At 46.5% G+C, this 22,482-nt stretch carries 20 protein-coding genes and 2 riboswitches; all 20 genes read left to right on the top strand.

The window, feature by feature from the left end:
• The first annotated feature begins 83 nt into the window (after positions 1-83).
• The 20 genes from BROSI_RS08495 to BROSI_RS08595 all read left to right on the top strand — a co-directional run bounded on the left by BROSI_RS08495 (position 84) and on the right by BROSI_RS08595 (position 22,459).
• Positions 84-1,004, top strand: a complete 921-nt coding sequence (locus BROSI_RS08495; RefSeq protein WP_052563331.1) for a 3'(2'),5'-bisphosphate nucleotidase CysQ family protein — start codon at positions 84-86, stop codon at positions 1,002-1,004.
• Between the two features lie 59 nt (positions 1,005-1,063).
• Entirely contained in the window at positions 1,064-1,309 is a 246-nt protein-coding gene (locus tag BROSI_RS08500) for an HP1242/YdcH family protein (RefSeq protein ID WP_052563332.1), read from the top strand.
• A gap of 106 nt (positions 1,310-1,415) precedes the next feature.
• The gene (locus tag BROSI_RS08505; RefSeq protein ID WP_052563333.1) at positions 1,416-2,444 is read left to right on the top strand and encodes a zinc-dependent alcohol dehydrogenase family protein; all 1,029 of its coding nucleotides are present in this window, start codon (positions 1,416-1,418) and stop codon (positions 2,442-2,444) included.
• Positions 2,445-2,567: 123 nt separating this feature from the next.
• A riboswitch (cyclic di-GMP riboswitch) is annotated at positions 2,568-2,683 on the top strand.
• Between the two features lie 249 nt (positions 2,684-2,932).
• Positions 2,933-4,276, top strand: coding sequence for a sigma-54-dependent transcriptional regulator (locus tag BROSI_RS08510; protein WP_052563334.1), 1,344 nt, complete (start codon positions 2,933-2,935; stop codon positions 4,274-4,276).
• Positions 4,277-4,749: 473 nt separating this feature from the next.
• Positions 4,750-5,010: a DUF3467 domain-containing protein gene (locus BROSI_RS08515; RefSeq protein ID WP_052563335.1), complete on the top strand. Its 261-nt coding sequence runs from the start codon at positions 4,750-4,752 to the stop codon at positions 5,008-5,010.
• Between the two features lie 65 nt (positions 5,011-5,075).
• Positions 5,076-5,191: riboswitch (cyclic di-GMP riboswitch) on the top strand.
• A 139-nt stretch (positions 5,192-5,330) separates the two neighbouring features.
• Positions 5,331-5,573, top strand: coding sequence for a hypothetical protein (locus BROSI_RS08520; protein ID WP_052563336.1), 243 nt, complete (start codon positions 5,331-5,333; stop codon positions 5,571-5,573).
• A gap of 26 nt (positions 5,574-5,599) precedes the next feature.
• Positions 5,600-7,549, top strand: coding sequence for a phage tail sheath subtilisin-like domain-containing protein (locus tag BROSI_RS08525; RefSeq protein WP_052563337.1), 1,950 nt, complete (start codon positions 5,600-5,602; stop codon positions 7,547-7,549).
• 31 nt (positions 7,550-7,580) lie between these two features.
• Positions 7,581-8,081: a phage tail protein gene (locus BROSI_RS08530; RefSeq protein WP_052563338.1), complete on the top strand. Its 501-nt coding sequence runs from the start codon at positions 7,581-7,583 to the stop codon at positions 8,079-8,081.
• A gap of 22 nt (positions 8,082-8,103) precedes the next feature.
• Positions 8,104-9,009 (top strand): T4 family baseplate hub assembly chaperone, encoded by a 906-nt coding sequence (locus tag BROSI_RS08535; RefSeq protein WP_052563339.1) that lies wholly within the window; start codon positions 8,104-8,106, stop codon positions 9,007-9,009.
• Positions 8,996-10,129 carry a hypothetical protein gene (locus tag BROSI_RS08540; protein WP_052563340.1) on the top strand — a complete coding sequence of 378 codons (1,134 nt, stop codon included), beginning with the start codon at positions 8,996-8,998 and terminating at the stop codon, positions 10,127-10,129. The genes BROSI_RS08535 and BROSI_RS08540 overlap by 14 nt, the downstream gene beginning before the upstream one ends.
• Positions 10,130-10,141: 12 nt before the next feature.
• Complete coding sequence (locus BROSI_RS08545; protein WP_052563341.1) at positions 10,142-10,981, top strand: Pvc16 family protein; 840 nt, start codon at positions 10,142-10,144, stop codon at positions 10,979-10,981.
• The gene (locus BROSI_RS08550; RefSeq protein ID WP_052563342.1) at positions 10,978-13,224 is read left to right on the top strand and encodes an ATP-binding protein; all 2,247 of its coding nucleotides are present in this window, start codon (positions 10,978-10,980) and stop codon (positions 13,222-13,224) included. Before BROSI_RS08545 ends, BROSI_RS08550 begins: the two co-directional genes overlap by 4 nt.
• Complete coding sequence (locus tag BROSI_RS08555; protein WP_052563343.1) at positions 13,221-14,552, top strand: eCIS core domain-containing protein; 1,332 nt, start codon at positions 13,221-13,223, stop codon at positions 14,550-14,552. The genes BROSI_RS08550 and BROSI_RS08555 overlap by 4 nt, the downstream gene beginning before the upstream one ends.
• 25 nt (positions 14,553-14,577) lie before the next feature.
• Complete coding sequence (locus BROSI_RS08560) at positions 14,578-15,273, top strand: hypothetical protein (RefSeq protein WP_052563344.1); 696 nt, start codon at positions 14,578-14,580, stop codon at positions 15,271-15,273.
• A 5-nt stretch (positions 15,274-15,278) separates the two neighbouring features.
• Entirely contained in the window at positions 15,279-15,869 is a 591-nt protein-coding gene (locus BROSI_RS08565; RefSeq protein WP_052563345.1) for a LysM peptidoglycan-binding domain-containing protein, read from the top strand.
• Between the two features lie 3 nt (positions 15,870-15,872).
• Positions 15,873-16,991, top strand: a complete 1,119-nt coding sequence (locus tag BROSI_RS08570) for a phage late control D family protein (RefSeq protein ID WP_052563346.1) — start codon at positions 15,873-15,875, stop codon at positions 16,989-16,991.
• A 400-nt stretch (positions 16,992-17,391) separates the two neighbouring features.
• Positions 17,392-18,207 carry a phage baseplate assembly protein V gene (locus tag BROSI_RS08580; RefSeq protein ID WP_052563348.1) on the top strand — a complete coding sequence of 272 codons (816 nt, stop codon included), beginning with the start codon at positions 17,392-17,394 and terminating at the stop codon, positions 18,205-18,207.
• 82 nt (positions 18,208-18,289) lie between these two features.
• A complete protein-coding gene (locus BROSI_RS08585) occupies positions 18,290-18,655 on the top strand; it encodes a GPW/gp25 family protein (RefSeq protein WP_052563349.1) in 366 nt (121 codons plus the stop codon).
• Positions 18,656-18,848: 193 nt separating this feature from the next.
• Positions 18,849-20,420, top strand: a complete 1,572-nt coding sequence (locus tag BROSI_RS08590) for a baseplate J/gp47 family protein (RefSeq protein ID WP_052563350.1) — start codon at positions 18,849-18,851, stop codon at positions 20,418-20,420.
• A 2-nt stretch (positions 20,421-20,422) separates the two neighbouring features.
• Entirely contained in the window at positions 20,423-22,459 is a 2,037-nt protein-coding gene (locus tag BROSI_RS08595; RefSeq protein ID WP_052563351.1) for a phage tail protein, read from the top strand.
• The last annotated feature ends 23 nt before the right edge of the window (positions 22,460-22,482 follow it).

The following is a 22,482-nucleotide window of genomic DNA, read 5'->3' on the forward strand; positions in this document are numbered from 1 at the left end:
TGCGGGAAATGTCAGAAAAAGGGATAGGGCTAGAAACTCTTTATAAATAACAATATTAAGAAAGGGGAAATAAACAAATAACGATGAATAACGATCAATACACCCAACTGCTTCTGAATGCCCTCCTTGCTGCAAAACGTGCCGGCGAAGTGATCCTTGAGGTGTATAACTCGGATTTTGCCGTTGAGCATAAGGAGGACGAATCTCCCTTAACCCTGGCAGACAAACGATCCCACGAAATTATTATGAATGATCTTCAAAAAACAGCAACCGGGAGTAACAACGTATATACAATGAATAACCCTGCGTTGCCGATATTAAGTGAAGAAGGGAAAGACATTCCCTTTGATGAAAGAAAAGGATGGGAGTATTTCTGGCTCGTTGATCCACTTGATGGAACAAAGGAGTTTATTAAACGGAATGGAGAGTTTACCGTAAATATTGCACTCATCTATAAAGAAAGACCCCTTCTCGGATGTATTTATATACCTGTAAGGGATACCTTTTACTTTGCAACAGTGGGTCTCGGTGCCTATAAGTTAGCGAATGGTAAGACAGTGACTGATAATTTATCAATAAGAGAGTTACTCGATGCATCACAGAAACTACCGATGAGTACCAGGAAACGGAAATTTCCTCCTTGCAACAACCAGTCCCCACAGACTAAAAAAAGTTCTCTCACCATCATTGGCAGCCGTTCGCATGCAACAAAGGAGCTTTCGGAGTTTGTAGGACAAGCCAGAAAGCAGTACGAAGAAGTTGAGTTTGTATCTGCGGGGAGTTCCTTGAAATTTTGTCTCGTGGCAGAGGGTGAAGCTGACATTTATCCAAGATTTGGTCCCACGATGGAGTGGGACACAGCGGCAGGACAGGCAATTGTCGAACAGGCCGAAGGACGCGTTGTGGATACACAGACCAACGAGCCATTAAAGTATAATAAAAACAATCTGGTAAATCCCTTTTTTATTGTAACCGGAAAGGGTTTTCCCGCTATTTTTCCATAAACGGTGTATTTGACAGATTGAATGGTTTATAACCTCTAACTTTATAAAGGAGGCACGATATGCAGCATGAACACCATGACCTCGTTCACGAATTTCCCGAGTATCGTGAAAAAATTCATAATCTTAAAATGACCGATGAACACTTTAAAGAGATTTTTCGTGAATATCACAAACTCGACCGGGAAGTTTATCGTGTAGAAAACAATATTGAACCCAGGTCAGATGTTGCGTTGGAAGAGCTTAAGAAACGGAGACTTGCCCTAAAGGACGAGCTTTTTCAAATACTAAGCCAGAGCAAGCCCTAGACAAATAGGGTTGTATTTGGTCGTCTTCTCTGTTTGTCCGGGATTGCAAAATCACACAGTATAAGCATTAAATACAGAAGACTTACGATTTTCTTTTGAGATCAAAATGAAGGCAATGGTATTGAATAGGGTTTGCAAACTCAAAGAAAATAAGAATCCACTTGAACTGATTGACCTTCCAGATCCAATTCCGGGAGAAAAGGAAATATTGGTGAAAGTTTCGGCCTGCGGGATATGTCATACCGAATTGGATGAAATTGAAGGAAGAACACCCCCTCCCCGTCTTCCCATTATTCCTGGTCATCAGGTTGTTGGGAGGGTCGAAAAAACCTGTAGCAAAACACGTAACTGTAAGATGGGCGATAGGGTTGGAATTGCATGGATTCACTCAGCCTGCGGGAAATGTAAGTTTTGCCGGGAAGGTAACGAGAATTTATGCGACGATTTCCGGGCAACTGGGAGGGATGCAAATGGGGGATATGCCCAATATATTACCGTTTTGGAAGATTTTGTCTATCGTATCCCGGAAATATTTTCTGATTCGGAAGCGGCTCCCCTCTTATGTGCAGGTGCGATTGGGTACCGGTCATTGAGATTAGCGAATATGAAAGACGGGCAAAATCTGGGGCTCACGGGATTCGGGGCATCGGCTCATCTTGTTATGAAAATGGCAAGGTATAAATATCCAAACTCGAAAGTTTTCGTATTTGCCAGAAGTGAAAGGGAAAGAACGTTTGCCAAGGAACTTGGGGCCGTTTGGGCAGGTGATATCGAAGAGGAATCACCTGGGAAACTGGACTGTATCATTGACACCACGCCGGTATGGAAACCAATAGTAGAAGCATTGGGGAATCTGGAAAGAGGCGGGAGGCTGGTAATAAATGCTATTCGGAAGGAAGAAGTGGACAAGGAAAGTCTCCTGAAATTAAAGTACTCCACACATCTCTGGCTGGAAAAAGAAATAAAGAGTGTTGCTAATGTAAGCAGGAGTGACGTCAACGAATTTTTGAGTCTGGCGGCCGAAATTCCTATTAAACCGGAAGTCCAGGAATTTGCCTTGAAAGAAGCAAACAAGGCATTGGTCGAACTTAAAGAGGGGAAAATTCGGGGCGCAAAGGTTTTAAGGATTGATTAAAGGCGAATCATTTCATCCATTTTTTTGCTATAATCTCAATCAGGAAAAACGTTTATTTTGTCGGTGTTTTTTGGTATTTTTCTTGCCATATAACGTGTAACTAAGCTAATATATAAAAATACATTACGATAAAGGCAAACCCTGAGCGATCAGGGGACGCAAAGTAAAGGGTCTTTAACATACAAGGATGTAGTTAAAGGGACGCCTTGCCAGGAAAAAAAGACAGCCTTACTGCCGAAGATGTTTTACCATGAATATCTTTGCAGTAAGGCTGTCTTTTTTGTTGGTAATGGAGGAATTGATATGTTTTGTTTCTCTCGGGTAAACCGACTGACTAATACGGATTTGGGGGATTGTTTCGGGCTGCTGCCCTTGCAATGACAATGTTCTTTTGGCGTTTATAATAAATCGTTTCCAGCGACTTCAGTAACTCTGAAACTATTCGATGATATTTTGCCTGGTGGATTTGGTGGAAAGAGGGGTGATCAGTGAAGAAGCCGAAAATCTTGCTTGCGGAAAGAAATGATGTCCTGAACAAAAAATTGAAAATGCTATTGTTTGGCAATGGATTTGAGGTCATCGAAACATCAGACAAAGGAGATGCCCTCCGATCCTTTCAAAATAATAGCCCGGATCTCGTCATTGTGGGGTCTTCTCCGGGTGATACCCGGGATGGATTGGGTGTGGCACAACAAATCCGGCAGTCTGGCTGTAATATTCCACTTATCATGATTGCAGCACACAGCTCTGAGGATCAGGCCATCGCCGCACTCAAGGCAGGAATCAACGATTATTTTAAACAACCCTTTTCGTTCGAGGAACTAATGGCGAGTGTCAAACGATGTCTCTCGGGCTTCTTTCTCCGGGAGTCGTCTAGAGAACACGGAGTAACACCGCCTTGCCTCATTGATAGTCAAAAGATGATAGGTGAGAATGTGCAGATACGGGAGATAAAGACATACATCGGGAAGGCCGCATCGACTGATACCAACGTCCTTATTACCGGAGAGACGGGTACCGGCAAGGAGTTAGCGGCTGAACTGATCCACCGGAATAGCCCCAGGAGTAAAAAACCTTTTGTCTGTATTAACTGTACCGCCATACCTGACAGTCTTTTAGAAAGTGAGCTGTTTGGTTATGAAAGAGGAGCCTTCACGGGGGCAGATTCCTTAAAGGAGGGTAAGCTGAAACATGCCGAGGGAGGGACCGTTTTTTTCGATGAGATTGGTGATATGAGCCTATACCATCAGGCAAAGATCCTGAGAGCCATCGAAAGCAAGGAAGTTCAGCGCATAGGAGGTAAGGGAAGCATCCCCCTGGACATCAGGTTCGTCGCTGCTACCAATCGAGACCTGGATCAATTGGTGGAGGAAGGTAAATTTAGAAAAGATCTTTACTTTCGGCTCAATGTGGCCAGAATCCACCTGCCTCCGTTAAGGAACCGGAAGGAGGACATTCCTCTCTTGCTCTGTTTTTACATCAGGGAATTAAACCTCAGATTCGGGAGGGAGGTTGAATGCCTCACAAAAGATGCCCTGGAATATTTGCTCTGCTATGATTGGCCGGGTAACGTTCGGGAACTGAAGAACCTTGTAGAGGCTACCTTTGTTAACCTCTCATCACGGCAGATATCTCTTTCGGATCTGCCTGAGCAGTTCCGCCGGAGGATCGGGGAAGCCCGAGATCTTCCCCGGAGCGAGCCGGACCTTTTGCTTTCCACGCTCATGTCCACCAACTGGAATAAAAGCAAGGCAGCGCAGAAACTCCATTGGTCCAGGATGACCCTCTACCGGAAGTTGGCAAAGTACCATATCGTGAAAGAGGGGACATGAAAGATTACCCATACCAGTGAGATTTGTATAAAGGATAAATATTAATGACATGTAACTGCTATAAAACTGGAAACTGTAACATCTTCTTCGTTGATGTTACAAAAAAGTTACAGTTTGGTGTTACAGAGTAAATACCTTTCGATTCCCGTATTTTACCCAGCAAATCCGTTGATTTTCCATGCCTTTTTGGCCTTTTGCCTTCTTTTGCTGCCTCTTTTGAACTTACCATCTCTTCCCTTTCGGTTCAATTAAGTGTAACACTTCCTGCTACACTTCTTACGTGAAAGTGGAGAACAAAGGAGATTGACTCATGAGAAAAATACCTTAACTATCAACGATTGGAGGAGAATAACCTCTGCGAGCACGGGTTGGTATTGAACTTGCGAGTTGCATCGTGATGATTCATGCTGCTGCGATAGATTCGTACTTTAATAGAGGTGCATACAATAGGAAGATTACTTGCCGAGGTGTTAATGAATTATGAATGGGAGAACTCCCGGAATGAAGATATGCCCGAAGGGCGATACGCTAACTACTTCAAAGTTGGCCAAAACGCCTTCGAATTCCTGATTGACTTTGGTCAGTTCTATCCTAACGATGGTAAAGAACACTTCCACACCAGGATCGTTATCAGCCCATTTTACGCGAATGTCCTTTTCAAGATCCTTCAGGAGTCCATCGATCAATATGTGCAGACGTTCGGGCCTATCCCTGCGGACGGGGAAGATGAATAGAGGAGTCAGCATGGTATTGAAAACAGTGTAGCAGAAAGAAGATAAATTAGGGTAGCACACAAACATTACGATAAAGGCAAACCCTGAGCGATCAGGGGACGCAAAGTAAAGGGTCTTTAGAAGCTGTTTAAACGGCTTAAACTGCTTAAACGGTTTATTAGAAGACAGCCTTACTGCCGGAGATGTTTTCTATGAATATCTTTGCAGTAAGGCTTTTTTATTTCTCTAGGCTGATTTCTTGTGAATCAAAATTCAACTTCATTTATCTTAAAATATTTCTCATATAAGGCAGATGCATATTCAAAGCAAGGAGGGTAATTATGCCTGTTAAGATTGAAAACCTGACTACGAGGCCTGTGTTATTGCGACTAAACAGCGGCCAGACGCTGCACCTTGCACCAAGAACAATCTCGGCTGAGGTATTTGATATGGAAGTAGAGAATAATCCTAAGGTTCAGAAACTACAGAATCGGTGCGTTATTGACCTGCATGCATCCGGAGTAAAAAAGGAGCGTTTATCTGCTGGCGCTGAAAAGGCAAAATATACAAAGGGAAAAAAATAACAGCCTAATCTGAAAGGAGGCGAATAATGGCAACTTTGTCATACCCAGGTGTCTATGTGGAAGAGGTTCCCAGTGGCGTTCGGCCTATTGCGGCGGCCAGCACTTCCATTCCGGCGTTCATCGGAGTGGCTGAGAAAGGCCCTTTGAATAAGGCTGTCAAGGTCTTTAACTTCACTGAATATCAGAATCTCTATGGCGGTTTTCTGGACGGCTCTTTTCTTAGTCATGCGGTCTTTCAGTTTTTCAACAACGGGGGGACTCAATGCTATATCGTCAGGGTATCCGGAGCAAATACGAGGACTGCCAGCATCGTTTTAAATGATCGGGGGACAACTGCACAACAGAGCCTGACGATTTCCGCAATCAGCCCAGGAGTGTGGGGCAACAAACTGGCTGTGGTTATCGCTAATGGCACGAATGATCCGGGAAACGAATTTAACCTGTCTGTCTATTGGCAGGATGAGCTGACTCCTTTAGAGAAACTCGAGAACCTAAGCATGGTGCCGGGTGCCCCCAATTTTGTGGAGACAATCGTTGCTTCCTCAAAGTATATCCGGGTCACCGTGAACCAGGCGAATACCAATGTGCAGGCCGGCACCAGCCGCGGTGCGGCTGCTCCATCAGTGCCATTGCCAGCGGGCAGGTCCCGGTTTCGCATCAATATCGATGGCGATGGTTACCAGGAAGTGAACCTCCAGGATGCGGTTGGGAGTGGCACTGGCCAGGTGGCGGATCTTGATACTGCCGCCAATGTCGCTGGCGCCATCCAGTTCGTGGTCCGACAACTGACCAAGCTGCGGGCATCTACGAATCAGAATGCGTTCACTAACTTTCAGTGTACGGTGGATGCCGGGGTTCTGCTGCTTACCTCAGGGGCCGCCGGCTTATCATCTTCGGCCAATGTGGCTCCGGCCTCCAACAGCGGCCAGGATGCCTCCGGGCTGCTGAATCTTGGAAAGCTTGAGGGGGGCCAGGAGATCTTGGGTGCGGCGGTGACACGTCCGCGCAATAATCCCGCTGGTACACCGCCTGGTAATTACTACCTGGTGGGTGACCATGCTGCCCCCACAGCTGAAGTGTCTTCTGTTCAGGCGGGATCGGATGGTGATCCGATTACAACGGATCAGCCTTATACCGATGCATTCAGCATCCTTGATGATAAAGAGGACGTCAGCCTGATCGCGGTTCCCGGCATCGGGTCTAAGGATGTGGTAGGAGCAGGGATGAATTACTGTGCCAATCGTCCGTTAAGCGATTGTTTCTTTATTGGTGACATGGCCCAGGATGACGATACCATAGAAGAGGCAAAGACCTTTAGGGATGCGATAACACCCAAAAACTCTTATGGTGCGATTTATCTTCCCTGGTTGCGCATGCTTGATCCGACCGGGAAATCACCCGAGCCTATTCTGGTACCACCCTCCGGGTATGTTGCCGGCCTCTACGCAAAAACTGATGCGCAACGGGGTGTTTGGAAAGCACCGGCTGGCACGGCGGCTGCCCTGGGTGGAGCGGTGGGTGTAGCAGTGAACTTTACCGATGTCCAGCAGGGCAACCTTAACCCCTTCAATATCAATGTCATCAGGCAATTTGCTGCGTCCGGGATCGTTCTATGGGGTGCTCGAACGATCACCTCAGATCCTGAGTGGGACTACATTCCTGTCCGGCGCATGGCAATCTTTTTGCGGGTTAGTATCTACCGGGGCATCCAGTGGGCGGTCTTTGAGCCTAACGACGAGGATCTATGGGCTGGGCTTCGTTTGAATATCGGATCTTTCATGATGACCTTGTTCCGGCAGGGGGCTTTTCAGGGGTCTACACCGTCCCAGGCCTTCTTTGTTAAATGTGACAGTGAAACCACCACACAGGACGATATAAATTTGGGAATCGTTAATATATTGGTGGGTTTTGCACCTCTCAAGCCGGCCGAGTTTGTGGTTGTCAAGATCAGCCAGAAAGCAGGACAGCCTTCGTAAAATCTGAGAGTTTATATAAGGAGAAATTAGCATGGCCAAATTTACGGTAAATACTCATCGATTTGATCCATATCGAAACTTCAAGTTTAAAATAAAGTGGGATAATCAGTATGTGGCGGGTCTCAGCAAATGCAGCGCCTTAAAAAAGACCACTGAGATGACCGAGTGGAGGGAAGGGGGCGATCCGAGTACGAGCCGTAAGATGCCTGGAAAAACGAAATACGATGCCATTACCCTTACGGCGGGTGTTACCCATGATGACACGTTTGAAAAATGGGCGAATCTGGTCAACAATTTTCAGGGAGATGCCACCATGTCCCTGAAAAATTTCCGTAAGGATGTTATTATCGATGTCTTCAATGAAGCTGGACAAAAGGTGCTCTCATACAAGGTTTACCGGTGCTGGGTTTCCGAATATCAGGCCTTGCCTGAATTGGATGCCAGCGCTAACGCTGTGATGATCCAGACAATTAAACTGGAAAATGAGGGGTGGGAGCGCGACACCTCTGTGACTGAACCTACAGAAACATAAGGAAGATTTTCTGAACTGATCTATGAGTAAAATAATTTGTCTGTTGCCGGGCGGATACGTAGATAAAGACGAAGTGGTTCATCGGGAGGTTGAATTGATGCCGCTCAGTGGCAGAGAGGAAGAGTTTCTTGCTGAAAACCAAGGCCGGGAAAGTGCATCCCTTGTTACAGCAATTTTAACTCGCTGTATTAGACGAATTGGTACCATGAGCCCTGTATCTGAGGAAGTGGCGCGCAACTTAGTCGTTGCTGACAGGCAATATCTACTCCTCAAGCTGCGCGAAGTGACCTTTGGGAATCAAATTCAGGCTACCATCCTGTGTCCCTGGCCCAATTGCGGTAAACGAGTTGATATAGACTTCTCATTAAAAGATATCCCCGTCAGGGAATCTAAAGATAAAGGGTCGATGTATACAATGGAACTCTCACCTGATGCAGCTTTCATAAGTAATCATGGTGAGGTATACAGGGAAGTCACCTTCAGGCTGCCAAATGGTGGGGACCAGGAAGTAATTTCACCTATTATTTCCAAAAATGAAGCCAGGGCATTAACAATGCTTCTGGGGCGTTGCATTCTTAGCATAGGTACCGTAAAGTATCCCGGAGATGAAATGATCAACCGGCTTTCTCCCATGTCCCGTATGGAGATCGAAAGACAAATGGATGCGGTTGCGCCCAAAATAGACTTGACTATGGGAGCGATCTGCCCTGAATGTGGTCGTGAGTTCGGAGTGCCCTTTGACCTCCATGAGTTCTTTTTTGGCGAGTTAAGAACTAGCCGTGACCTCCTTTACCGCGAAGTACACTATCTTGCCTACCACTACCATTGGAGCGAACAGGAGATCATGGAAATGCCACGGGTAAAGCGACATAAATATATCGAAGTGCTGGCAGATGAAATCGAGAGGTTGAATAATGCAGTCTGTTAAACAATATACTACAAACAGTTATTTACACGATATCCTGAACGATGGTGTCAAGCCTTTCCGCTACAGAAATGGTGTTCGTTCCCTGCTGGGTATCCCGGACAATGATAATGGTAACTTAGCCTTCTCCCCGACTATACCATTAGCTGGATTCGTGTACGAAAATTACCAATATAGAGGTGAACCTTCTATGACAGACCGAAAGTTTTCACATGAAAATGCTCGTGCAGTTCTGCATGGTAAACAATGGATAAAGAGTGGAGACTATCAAAGAATAATCCACAAAAATATTCATCAAAATTCACCCTGTGATGGAACAGATGCTACAGATGCTTCTAAAAATACTCCATGCGATCTTCCAGGAAAAAAGATTAGTAATGATACGTTATTAGTGGATATAGCCCGAAAGGCTGACGTTTCTCCAGAATCAACTGTTGAAAAGGCTTCTCCGGATGGGTTATTTGGGCATTCATACGAAATAGACAACGAAATGCAAACACATTTATCCAATGGTATTGAAAGAGAGCAATGTAAAACTGTTAAGCAGGAGACTACTCAAAACCCGCCTTTTATAAAATATTCAGTTCCGCAAAAAAGCCCCATACCGGAATCAAAAGATGAAAAGGCTTTTACCGCACAGGCTAAAAAATCGGAGAATATTGCTACAGATATCGAAAGAGCAAGTATAGAGATTCCAGACACCCCTGGAAAGAAAGGATACTTTCCTGGCCCATCACCTATAACAAGGCAAAACCCTCTACCTGGCAAAGAAGAAGTATCTTCCTTCTTTCAGATTGTCAAGGAAAAGAAGAATACGTTTCATTCACATCGAATTCCGGGTACATCTCATAGTATAGTTACCGGCACAATTAACGAGCCGAACAGAAACGCATATAATAGAATCGAGCAACTTCGCCAGGCTGTCCATGAGTTAACATCGAAGAAATCTGTACAGCAAGAAAGACCCGATAACGAAACAAGGCCACAAGAGGCTGAAAAGACTCTGCCACCATTAGCACAACGAACTGTCGTTATCAAGCAACCTCCCAATCGGATTAGAACCCATTGTGCCTTTTGGGAAAGGAGATACCTGGGGCGTTTTCATCTGAGAATTTTGCGATGAGGATGACATGAGATGAGTGCTTCAACCGCTATCGGTATGGTCAGCGAATCGTTGCGGAATCTATTAGTCGGGGAAATGACATTAAGCCCACCGGTTAATGTGACGATTCTTGCCCCCGACGAAAGTGGCGGTGACCGGAGGATTAACCTTTTTTTGTATAAAGTGCAGGAAAACTCGTCTTTAAAGAATCTGGATTGGCAGGTAAAAAGGGGCGAACCCACCCGATTGGTTCCGCCACCACTGTCACTGAACCTCTTTTATCTTATGACCCCATATGCACCCAATGACCCGCAAACAGGGAACAGTATCGCTCATGAAATTTTAGGAGAGGCCATGAGGGTCTTTTACGAAAATCCCTTTGTTCCACAGGATTATCTCGTGGATGGACTGAAAGACGCGAGGGAACGGATCAAGATCATTCAAAATACCCCGAACCTGGATGAACTCAGCCAGGTGTGGAGTACTTTTACCCAACCTTTTCGACTTTCTATATTGTATGAAATTTCTGTAGTGCAATTAGATATGCTCTCTGAAAGTGAACGGGTCATGGCAACACGGGTGCGACAAATCGGCGTGCCGGATGTGCGCGCACCCTTCAATCCACCTGTAGTTGAAAAGATAGAACCTATAAAAGGCCCGGCAGGTATAGTCGTCACTTTTCGTGGCGAAAACCTGTCAGGATGGAGGGCATATGTTACTGTAATGGGAAGGCGGATTTTAGAAGGAGTAGAGCTCACTGAAGATGTATTTACGGTAACAATTCCAGATGATCTACCACAGGGATTTCATGAAATACGGGTGGATATTTCCCACCTGTTTAGAAAGACCTTTTTCTTTGAGGTCACAACATGACAGTTCAACAGAAAAAAGATAAAAATAGAGAGATGTCTTTTTATAAGAATAACTATGAACATCTTGCCGATGAATTGAAGAAGCTGGATCTTTTGATTCAACTCCGGACAGCGGCTTTCCGGCTGAAGATTCAGGCAATGCAGAAAACTGCTGCCTCCCAACATATGTACATATCCCACGAAGAGGTTGACTGGCTACTCAGCCAAAATGACCCTTTTGTAGCTGATCACCCCGATTTACAAAAGATTCGTAACCAACTTGAGATACTTCAAAATGAAATCAACACCAGGGTAAACACAACTATTGAACGGGGGGTGTTTCTTGCATTACCCAAATTAGCCAGTCTTTTTGGCTTATCCCCTTTTGAATTACAAACGGTCATTATTTGCCTGGCCCCGGAACTGCATCGTAAATATGACAAGCTTTACGCATACTTACAGGATGACATTACCCGCAAAAAACCAAGTGTTGATCTGGTATTGGATCTACTTTGTGAGACGGAAGTCGATAGATGGCGCGCCAGAACGATCTTTTCCGGTCATGCTTCGCTTTTCCGTGCCGGCATATTGCACATGACCGATGACCCTCAGAGCCCTTCCGGCTCCAGCGGTCTGGCACGGTTTTTAAAACTTGATCCTCGCATTCTGAACTTTCTGTTAGGGAACAATAGTATCGATGCACGTCTTGTTGGTGTAGCCCAAGTATATAATCCGCCATCCACCATGGATCATGTTCTGGTTGATCCGCTGATCAAAACGGAACTGCTCAATTTTGCCCGGAATCATTTTTCCGCGCAAAAGGCTGTCAAAAAACGATTGGTTTTCTATTTCCACGGACCTTACGGCGTGGGTAAACGTGACCTTGCATTGGGAATCTGTGGTCAATTGAATTGCCCAATGTTATGTCTGGACATGGATCTGCTCCTGGCACACGGGTCTGACGTAGAAACTCTTCTAAGACCGGCATTCCGTGAAGGTTTACTCCTGCAGGCAGCCCTTTATCTCGGCGATACGGATGTTTTGTTAAAAGAGGACGATAAGGCGAAGTCCTTTTTCAAAAAGTTGGCTAAAGTGGTTGAGGAGTATGGTTGGCTGACCTTTCTTGCAGGAGAAAAGCCGTGGTCTTCCCGAGGAATATTCGAACATACCACGTTTCATGTCATTAAACTTCCTGTACCAGACGTGCCTTTACGAGTGATGGCATGGGAAAAGGCACTAAAAAATCAGAGTGTGGGCACAGGAAAAGAATTTGCTGCACAATTAGCAAACCAGTTTCGCCTGACACCAGGACAAATATGCGATGCGGCCGAGTTTGCTCAAAATTATCGCGCCTCGAAAAACGGGCAAGATGAAATTACTTTACCTGACCTATACACGGCCTGCCGCAACCAAACGAATCAAAAACTGAGCGAGTTAGCGGTAAAAATAGAACCTCACTATAGTTGGGAGGATATTATCCTGCCTGAAGACAAGGTGGCTCAACTTAAAGAAATCTGTAGTCAGGTAAAGCATCATTATCGTGTTTTTGGTGAATGGGGCTTTGATCAGAAACTTTCACACGGGAAGGGATTGAGTGTCCTTTTCTCTGGTCCGCCTGGCACCGGCAAGACCATGGCTGCCGAGGTTATTGCCCATGAACTCCAGTTGGATTTATATAAGATCGATCTCTCTGGCGTGGTCAGCAAGTATATCGGTGAAACGGAGAAGAATCTCAGTAAGATATTTCAGGAGGCGGAGACTGGCAATGCCATTCTCTTTTTCGATGAGGCTGATGCCCTCTTTGGAAAACGGACGGAAGTGTCAGATGCCCATGATCGATATGCCAATATTGAGACGAGTTATCTCCTGCAAAAAATGGAGGAGTATGAGGGTATAGTCATTTTAGCCACGAACCTGCGCGAGAATATAGACGAAGCCTTCACACGGCGGATCAGGTTCATCGTGGAGTTTCCATTCCCTGACGAGGCAAGCCGACGGAGAATTTGGCAAACCCATTTTCCAAAAAAGGCTCCACTGGGTGAAGGGATTGATTACGAATTTCTCGCAAAACAACTCCAGATCGCCGGCGGGAATATCAAGAACATAGTCCTGAATGCTGCCTTCTTAGCGGCTGAAAACGGGGGTATCATCGGGATGGAGCATATTCTCCATGGGGTAAAAAGAGAGTTTGAAAAGATTGGAAAATTATGGAGTAAGAAGGAGCTTAATAAGTTTCTCAATTCAAAGAGTGGAGGGAGGCCATGATGATAGGGACAAAAGAATGGAAAAGACAGAATGGCGAATCTTCAGATATGGTAAAAAGACGAGACGATGATGCAGGATTGAATCCAAATCCGTGCGGTGGTTGTAACACCTGTCATCAGATGACAAGGATTCACGCCATGCCTACCAGTCATGGACGGGCAGATGACGGTGGCGAAGGACCAGATATGCAAAAGCCTTGTGCATCAAATTTCTTCCAGCGGAATCTGGGGAATAGTTACATGCAGGCTGTTACTAAAGGTAGTGTCCCAATGCTCCAGAGAAAATGCGCCTGTGGCGGTTCCTGCGCAAGCTGTGCTGAAAAAGAAGAGGCACTTGGGAAAATACAGACTAAGTTGACCATTGGCCAGGTAAATGATGTCTATGAGCAGGAAGCTGATAGGGTGGCGGATCAAATCATAGGGATGGCAGATTCATTAATGCAGGCAGAAAATGAACAACCGAGTGCTGGAATCAATATTCAAAGGATCACATCAGATCATAACGATTCACTGAATACTGATTTAGATATCCATCTCAACGAAAGCGGTGGACGCCCTTTGTCACCTTCTACCCGCCAGTTTATGGAGCCACGTTTTGGTGTTGATTTCGACCACGTTCGTCTGCACGCGGACCAGGATGCCAATCAAACAGCCTCACAGATTCAAGCAAAGGCATTTACCTATGGCCACCATATCTGGTTGGGAAAAGGGGAGAGTGAGAGCGACAGGACATTGATGGCACATGAATTGACGCATGTGGTACAGCAGGGTGCAGCCTATAATCGCCAGGTTCAGATGGCGCGTCTCCCTTGTACAAGTCGAAAAAAGATCGATGTGTATGCAGTGAATCTTCCCGGTTCGACAAGATCTATACATGACGATCTTACGATGGCAAACGATATTCTGTGCCAATGTGGGATAGAGATAAACGTTACTGGGGGTGTGTCCTGGGCAACGAATATTTTGGATATGAATGCACCCAATGGCGTACTGAATGAAGATGCTTCACCTACAGTAGATACAGCCGAAGTTCAGGCCATGACCGCTTACCGCCCCGGTGGCGACGTTATACACGCCTATTATGTACCGGCCAATACGTTGGCAGATAGAGGGGGATCCTACGGTTATACAGGTATGCATCCTAGCCTCCCTCACTCAGTCTCGCTAACTAACATTGCTGCAGTGGACACCTTGGCCCACGAGTTAGGTCATGTTTTACTTGATGATCCAAGTCATCACGCTAATCGTGATAACCTTATGGCGTCCGGAGGAATTAGAAATGTGGGTGTCGATGAATTGGAACAAACTCAGTGTAACCGAATGCCGTAACCCTTACTGAAGGAGTGACTGACCTATGCCAGGTGGCTTTGGCAACAAACCAAAAATCTTACGCGGCGCATTTGTTGAATACGGCATTAGCCTTCCACCGCTTGTGGTGGTGTTTCAATTTAATCCGATTCAGCTTACCCGCAACCGTAGTCTTACCTTCTCGGTTCCGAGCAGTGAGACTTCGGGAGGTGCATCAACCTCACTCAGGAAGTTTCATGAAAGACATGATGATCTGACTGATCTGCGTGACACCCAGCAAGTACAGGTGCAGGAAGAATCCATCGGCTTAGAAATCCGTTTAGATGCTACTGATAAATTAAACGAGGGAGACACTATCACAGAACAGTTCGGTGTAGCACCTCAGCTTGCCACCCTGGAGTTGATGGTCCATCCCAAGGGAGAGAGTCTCATCGGGCAAGCCCTGGGCGCATTACTCGGTTCGCCAGGGGGGTTTAGCTTTACCAAAGGGGAAAATCCCCCCCTGATCCTCTTTATCTGGGGACGTAAACGGGTGCTACCGGTGAATATCAACAGTATGAACATCACAGAAACGGAGTTTAGCACAGACCTGAATCCCATACGGGCCACGGTTGCAGTAAACCTGACTGTTATTGAAGGTAAAAATATTCCCTATATGTATTCCAAGGCCATGAAGGAGGCCATGTCGGTGCTGAATCTCGCCAACATTACCGATATCGCCGATGTGGTTATTCCAGGATAAAAAATATGTTTTCAAAGATCTCTCGTTACCGAAAACAGCCGGATATCGTAACAATCGATAATAAAGACCGGGTCCTGGCATCCAGGGACTTGCGGTTGCTTCCTGAGGTGTCGGGCACATTCTTTCATACGGTGGAAGAAGTAGACCGACTGGATCACCTTGCCTATAAGTACTACAAGCAACCAAGGAAATGGTGGCGGATCTGCGACGCTAACCCTGAGTTCATGTCACCACAGGTACTTTTGGGAAAGGAACCGATTGTAACGGATCGGTTTCCTCTGACTTTTCATGGAAATGGAACCCAGCCACCGTGGGCCGATCTTTTGATGAATCTCTCAGAAACTTTGGGCGTTGAGGACGTAAAGGTGGTGGATGATATACGCCCGGTACCAGAAGAACAAACTATCAATGGTCAACTGGTAACGGTTTACGCAGAACACTTCGAGCGTGCTGTAATTGTGAAATACAACCGAATGAATCTGAGCGCAGAAAATTTGGCCAGTATCATAACTGATACTGGTTTCGAGGTAAGTCAGCCTGAGAACGTCGGCAGAATAGGAAAGAAGATTATCATTCCACCGGATGTTGTAGCTTAAAACATGGAATACGAAAATTTTACCATAGAGATTGAAGGCGAAGAGGTAGGCGACCTCTACCCGGATCTTATCAGCCTGGAAGTGGAGCTGGATGACGAGTTGGCCAGCATGTTTAGAATGCGGATCGCCATCTTGCAGCAGCCCGACGGGGTATGGACCTATCTGGATGATGACAGATTAATGATATGGAAGAAAGTGAAAATCACCGCCGGTTTTGAGAGTGGCATAGAAGAACTGATTTCAGGTTATATTACTCATGTAAAGCCCTCTTTTGATCCCGACCCTTCACGATGTACCCTGGAAATCTGGGGCATGGATGGGAGTGTGCTCATGGATCGTGAAGAAAAACTGAAGGACTGGCCTAACAAAAAAGATAGCGATATCGCCACAGAGATATTTCGCCTCTACGGCTTTACACAAGAGGTGGAAGATACCGGGGTGATCCACGATGATGCCGTTTCCACCATTATCCAGCGGGAGACAGATATGCAATTTCTGAAACGGTTGGCCTTAAGAAATGGATTTGAATGCTATGTGGAGGGCACGACAGGGTACTTCCGAAGGCCGCAGGTGGATGCAACACCACAGCCGGTGCTGGCAGCCCACTTCGGGGATGAGACCAACCTCAATCGCTTTTCCATTGAGGTCAATGCCCTAACGCCAGCGAATGTGGCCATGTTCCAGGTGGACCGTACCAACAAAGAGATACTGGATGCAACGGCAGAAAGCAGCCGACAGGCAACCCTGGGCGATACCAATGCTGCCGGCCTGCTTGCAGCCGGGATGGATCCCGGCCGGATCTTTATTGGTATGAACGTAGCAACAGGGAATCCCGAGATGGCGGCTCTCTGTCAGGGACTGTATCACGAAGGTGAATGGTTTGTGACGGGAGAGGGAGAGATTGCCGCCAATCAGTATGGACACGTACTCAAACCCAGGGGAACGGTGACCATTAAAGGTGTGGGTGAGACTTACAGTGGCGTGTATTACGTTACCCATGTAACCCATTCATTTACTCCTGACGGGTATACCCAATCCTTCAGGGTTAAACGGAATGCGGTTATGCCCACAGGTGCAGAGGAATTTTCCGCTTCCCCGGGACTTCTGGGCGGACTGCTTTAGCCTCAAGGCTAGTTCGATATTAAGGAATCTCAATTTTTATGATTCCCCTCTAGAAAGAGGGGATACAGGGGTGTGTAAATTTGCTATAACACACCCCCAGCCCCCTCTTTCTAGAGGGGAGATAAAAGATGTCGCCGAAAGCGCCCAAATTAAATCTTGCAGATTGAACTATACTCAGAGATGGAACTATGCGAAATGTTGCGGTTCAATCGAAGACCAGCAAAGAGAAAATCAATGGTTTGAAAAAAACAGAAAATACACACCCCTTGATCCCCTCTTTCTAGAGGGGAAATAATATATCCTTCATATTTATGGAATTATGGAACTAAAAAACTAATAAAGATGTGGGTAAAAGTTAGACTTGAGGCGAGGGTAAGGGAAAGGTGAAAAAAGGATAAATATGAATTTAGAAAAAGTTGTTGCCAGCTTAGTCCAAAAAATTGAATACAGGTTTTATGGGAAATACCGGGGCTTTGTCGTGGATAACGCCGACCCGGAACAACTTGGCAGGCTCAAGGTCAAAGTCCCCAGTGTCCTGGGCAATGATGTGGTTACCGGATGGGCCGTGCCCTGCGTGCCTTATGGTGGAGATGCAAATCTTGGATTCCTTTTTATTCCAGAGGTCAATGCCGGTGTGTGGGTGGAGTTTGAGGAAGGCGACCTGGAATTCCCCATATGGGTGGGTACGTTTTGGAGCAAACCAGGTGGTGAGAGCGAACTGCCCAAACCAAACGAGGCTGATGGGTCAGAACATGGAAGCGTTCAAGACCCGCCGACACGGAAGATCATCAAAACGAAAAAAGGACATACCATTCAGTTTGAAGATGCCGATGGTGAAGAGATGATTACTATTTTCGAGGCCACCAACAGCCATGTAGTTACAATGAATAAAGACGGAATCAAAATTACAGACGGCGCCGGAAATGAAATCAAAATGGATGGGCAGGGTCTCATCTGTAAAGACAAGAACGACAATGCTATTACCATGGATAGTTCCGGCATTACAATTAAGAGTAATCAAATAAAAATTGGCGAGAATGCGACTGAGCCTTTGGTTCTTGGAAATCAATTGAAGACGGCTCTCAACAACTGGGTCAATACCGTATTCGCAACGCATATGCATACAGGGAATCTGGGTGCACCCACGACACCTCCTTTACCCGGGGCGCCGCTCCTGCTTGATCTGGCGTTATCACCAACCAATAAGGTGAAATAACGATTATGGCACTTGAAACAGGCGAATAACGTAGTGTTCACCCAGAGTAATGATGGTACCGGACATGTGAGGTAATACTATAATGGCAGAGATTATAACATTTCGTTTTCCATTTGCAGTTAATCAGGTGGGAAGTATTAGCGCCACTGGAGGGGATGAGGCCATACGGGGAAAGATTATCCAGGCGCTCTTTACTACTTCCGGGGAACGGGTTAACCTGCCTGAGTTTGGGTGTGGGCTTTTCAATCTGGTCTTTGAACCCAACAACACTATCCTTGCTGCTGCTATGGAGTTCACGGTTGGACAGGCACTGACCCGTTGGCTGAGGGATGATATCGTGGTAGATGGCGTGAATGTGAAATCGTCAGGAGAAACCATTACCATTGAGGTGGCTTACACAAAAAGACAGGAACTCTCAAAACAGGCAGTCCATATTCATTTCAGGTAAGTGTAAAGGTAATGACCGAATAGTAATAATTTATGTATAGGAATTTCAAATTTTCTGCTACTGCCTTACACACCCCCTCCCCCTCTCAAGAGGGGACTAAAGAGGTCCCCTCTTGGGAGGGGATTCAGGGGTGGGTGGGGTGGTAATGAAAGCTCCACACAATATTGAATAATTACAAATAAGGGAGATAGAAATGGCTGAGATAAAGCAAGCAAACAGGCAGGCGATTATTGATTACATGGCCCGTGATTATGACAGTTTGCTGCGGTCTATGAGGGCTCTCATTCCAGATAAGCTTCCGGAGTGGACAGAATATGAGTCCGAAGCCGATTTTGGGAATGTCCTATTACAACTCTTCGCCCATATGGGCGACATCCTGAGTTACTACCAGGATCGCGTTGCCAATGAGAGCTTCCTGGGGACGGCTCAGACCCGCCGGAGCATTATTCATCACTTGAGGCTGATAGGATACAAACTTTCCACTGCTGTGCCTGCATCTACCAAACTCAAAATAACCCTTACCGTACCAGACACGAACAATGATATTATTACAATCAACAAGGGAAATGCCTTCGCCACCAAGAGTCAGAAGGATAAACCAAGTGTCCGCTTTGAGTATACAGGCGATCAACCACTTTCTATAGATTTCAGTGCCGTTCCCATAGTCGCAAATAAAAAACACTTTGAAGGGATGATTCCGGTCGAAGAGGGTAGGCTGGTGAAAGATGAGATCCTGGGCACATCGGATGGCGCCAAAAATCAAAAGTTTCTCCTGGCGCACCCGGGTCTGATTCTCAGGTCTCTGGGGCTGGGTCAGGCGGTTAATAAGGATATTATTCTGCTCACGGAGTTGGGCGGGACGACGGAGGAGTGGACATTGCAGGAGAGTCTGGCCTTCAGCCGTGAGGGGCAGAAGGATTTTATCATAGAGATCGATGAGGAAGACAGGGCCACGGTGATTTTTGGTGACGGTGTCTTTGGCGCAATCCCACCCGGTGGGGCTGTCATTAAAGTTACATATCGTGCAGGTGGTGGTCTCCACGGTAATGTTGCAGCAAATACCATACAGACCATCGTGAACACCCCCCAGTTGGCACTTCTCGGGGCGAAGGTCACAAATCCGGAGCCTGCCACGGGTGGAGCAGACCGTGAAACCATCGAACATGCAGTCATGCATGCCCCCAGCGTGTTCCGTTCGCTCAGGCGTGCCGTAACAGCGGAAGATTATAAGGCCCTTGCCCTGGACTTTAAAGGTGTGGGCAAGGTGCGTGCAGAACCCACCAACTGGAATACCGTAACGCTCTCTATAGCGCCAGAAGGTGGTGGCCAGGTGAGCGATGTGCTTAAGGCCAACCTGCTGGCCTACTTTGAAGACAAGCGACCCCTGTCAACCATTATTGAGATCGAGGATGTGGATTATGTGAAGATATATGTCACAGCGGAAATCGGTGTGCAGAGTTACTACTCCAGAGAGGATGTCAAGGAGAAAATTAAAGGTGCAGCAGGCAGACTGCTTGCCTTTGATAACGTGGATTTTGCCCAGATCATTTACCTGAGCAAATTTTACGAAGCGATTGAGGCAATCGACGGGGTGGAGTACGTGACGATCACCGAGTTCAGACGCAAACCTCCACCCATTAGGCCTGATGATCCTGGGAAGATCCAGTTGGGGAGTAACGAAATCCCCCGAATCCCGGACGATCCTGAGGATGGACCAGAGTATGTTGGCGGTATCAAAGTGATGATCAAGGAAGGAGGTAGCTGATCATGCGTCTAAAAAATATTACTGCGATTTCTCATCCTTATGGAAACAGGATAGACCTGACATGGATCAATTCTGATCCCGTTCAATTTCCCGGTGTGCGCGTTATGCGACGAGAGGGTACCCATCCTGCTTCACCGGAAGATGGTATTGTGGTGGCAGAAGGTGAGGGGCTTACTTCCGCAGCGGATCAAAATCTCAAGGGTGAAACGGTGTATTATTATACCCTGTTTCCCTATAAAGGTGATCCTCCTGAATACCAAATTGACCTTCACAACCGTGCATCCGCAATGGCAACCGCTCCATACAACATGGTCGGACAGATGTACGACCTCTTGCCGGCAATCTATCACCGTTACGACACTGTTTTGCCAAAGATCATTACAGATGGGATGCTGGAAGAGGATAAGCAAAAAGGACAATTACGACGCTTTTTAGGTTTGCCAGGCTGCCAGCTTGATCAATTCTATAGTTTTGCCAGGGCTATGCTGGACTTACATAACCGTGATAACGTGGATGGGCGTTTGTTGCCGTTGCTGGCGCAATGGATTGGTTGGAAGACAGATTACAACCTGGAAATTGACGCGCAGCGTAACGAAATCAGAAACGCACCTGCAGTTTATAAGACGGTTGGGATCATTCCCACGGTAGAGGCTGCCGTGAAGCGCATCAGCGGCTGGGAGAGTCAAACCAAGGAATTTGTTCACAATGTTTTTCTGTCCAATCGCCCCGAACGATTGAATATTTGGGCACGTCAACGCAGTAATACCGGTGAATGGTCGGAACCCCCGGAGCTATTGTCATTGGATTTTGCCTACGAGGGCAGACCATCAGTGGTCAGTGATGGGGACGGGACACTTTGGCTTTTCTACCACACCCTCAGGAATGGCCGATGGAATATCTGGTATAAGACCTATAGTGAGGACCGGGAACCAAGATGGGCACCCAGTCAATCCTTTACGAACCGTGCAGGAATCGACAAATATCCTACAACAGCTATTCAGGGAGGAACGTTATGGGTTTTCTGGAGTACCTATGATGAGACACAGCAAATCTGGCATGTCAATCATCGAACCAGAACTGGCGGAGTTTGGTCTGCGATTGAAACTGAGGAACCTTTTGCAGACACTGGGAACGAACGCAAGAATCCCTGGGCTGTGGTCGATAATACAAGTGGTTTATGGTTATTCTGGCTGGAAAGAGTTGATTCCCGATGGCAGTTGAAATACAACAGACACAATGGCACTACCTGGGGCACAGTTAGCAATTTCCCTTTGGATGTTGCCGGAGCGGACCCCAGGGTGGAAAGTGAACCATTTGTTCTATTCTATCCGGCAGGACCAAATCAAAGTATCCGGGTCTTTTGGGCCCGACGTGAGCCTGCTGCAGAACCCGGGCAAACCCGATGGACGCTCGTACATCGGACGAAAGGAAATATTGATCCGGATGAAACCGGTTGGAACAATATTGAGTCACTCTCCGCTATGCCACCCACATATCACGACCGAGAACCTGCTGCATTTGTTAGTGATGCCGGGAATATCGAACTCTTCTGGAGTTCCAATCGTGATGGAAGCTGGTCAATCTGGAACAACACTCTGGATATAACCACCCAAACCTGGGGAACCGCAGAACGAGTCACAGACGACCCTTATTCCCAGCGTGACCCTCTTCCTTTATTGCTTAATAATGGTATGTTGCTCATCTATCGCTCCAACGAAAGCCTTTCTTATACCAGTAATGTCTATCGAGCCACTGAAACGGTGGATTTTCGTTATGCTGGTTGCACAACGGCTGACACCCTCAATGCCGCAAAGATTGCTCTACGGGACCAGTTCGGGGACTTTCAGACCTATACTTATGATATGGGTAAAAATGGGGGACGGACGAACGAAGACTGGTATGCCCGGGATACCATAGGTCTCTATCTGAAGCCGGATACCATGGATGCAGAGAAGATCACCATGGGAAGATCCCGCATAGCGCAGGTTTTAAGGGAGTTTATGCCGATAACAGATAGGGTAGTATTATTTACGCAGTGATGACACACAAATGCGGTTATATT

Source organism: Candidatus Brocadia sinica JPN1, assembly GCF_000949635.1.
Classification (GTDB): Bacteria; Planctomycetota; Brocadiia; order Brocadiales; family Brocadiaceae; genus Brocadia; species Brocadia sinica.

What these genes read in the sequence shown, in the direction of transcription:
- BROSI_RS08535 (WP_052563339.1), top strand. Translation starts at nt 8,104, where the DNA reads ATGAGTAAAATAATTTGTCTGTTGCCGGGCGGATACGTAGATAAAGAC.
- BROSI_RS08585 (WP_052563349.1), top strand. Translation starts at nt 18,290, where the DNA reads ATGGCAGAGATTATAACATTTCGTTTTCCATTTGCAGTTAATCAGGTG.
- BROSI_RS08525 (WP_052563337.1), top strand. Translation starts at nt 5,600, where the DNA reads ATGGCAACTTTGTCATACCCAGGTGTCTATGTGGAAGAGGTTCCCAGT.
- BROSI_RS08570 (WP_052563346.1), top strand. Translation starts at nt 15,873, where the DNA reads ATGGAATACGAAAATTTTACCATAGAGATTGAAGGCGAAGAGGTAGGC.
- BROSI_RS08580 (WP_052563348.1), top strand. Translation starts at nt 17,392, where the DNA reads ATGAATTTAGAAAAAGTTGTTGCCAGCTTAGTCCAAAAAATTGAATAC.
- BROSI_RS08560 (WP_052563344.1), top strand. Translation starts at nt 14,578, where the DNA reads ATGCCAGGTGGCTTTGGCAACAAACCAAAAATCTTACGCGGCGCATTT.
- BROSI_RS08595 (WP_052563351.1), top strand. Translation starts at nt 20,423, where the DNA reads ATGCGTCTAAAAAATATTACTGCGATTTCTCATCCTTATGGAAACAGG.
- BROSI_RS08565 (WP_052563345.1), top strand. Translation starts at nt 15,279, where the DNA reads ATGTTTTCAAAGATCTCTCGTTACCGAAAACAGCCGGATATCGTAACA.
- BROSI_RS08520 (WP_052563336.1), top strand. Translation starts at nt 5,331, where the DNA reads ATGCCTGTTAAGATTGAAAACCTGACTACGAGGCCTGTGTTATTGCGA.
- BROSI_RS08590 (WP_052563350.1), top strand. Translation starts at nt 18,849, where the DNA reads ATGGCTGAGATAAAGCAAGCAAACAGGCAGGCGATTATTGATTACATG.
- BROSI_RS08550 (WP_052563342.1), top strand. Translation starts at nt 10,978, where the DNA reads ATGACAGTTCAACAGAAAAAAGATAAAAATAGAGAGATGTCTTTTTAT.
- BROSI_RS08495 (WP_052563331.1), top strand. Translation starts at nt 84, where the DNA reads ATGAATAACGATCAATACACCCAACTGCTTCTGAATGCCCTCCTTGCT.
- BROSI_RS08555 (WP_052563343.1), top strand. Translation starts at nt 13,221, where the DNA reads ATGATGATAGGGACAAAAGAATGGAAAAGACAGAATGGCGAATCTTCA.
- BROSI_RS08545 (WP_052563341.1), top strand. Translation starts at nt 10,142, where the DNA reads ATGAGTGCTTCAACCGCTATCGGTATGGTCAGCGAATCGTTGCGGAAT.
- BROSI_RS08530 (WP_052563338.1), top strand. Translation starts at nt 7,581, where the DNA reads ATGGCCAAATTTACGGTAAATACTCATCGATTTGATCCATATCGAAAC.
- BROSI_RS08505 (WP_052563333.1), top strand. Translation starts at nt 1,416, where the DNA reads ATGAAGGCAATGGTATTGAATAGGGTTTGCAAACTCAAAGAAAATAAG.
- BROSI_RS08500 (WP_052563332.1), top strand. Translation starts at nt 1,064, where the DNA reads ATGCAGCATGAACACCATGACCTCGTTCACGAATTTCCCGAGTATCGT.
- BROSI_RS08540 (WP_052563340.1), top strand. Translation starts at nt 8,996, where the DNA reads ATGCAGTCTGTTAAACAATATACTACAAACAGTTATTTACACGATATC.
- BROSI_RS08515 (WP_052563335.1), top strand. Translation starts at nt 4,750, where the DNA reads ATGAATTATGAATGGGAGAACTCCCGGAATGAAGATATGCCCGAAGGG.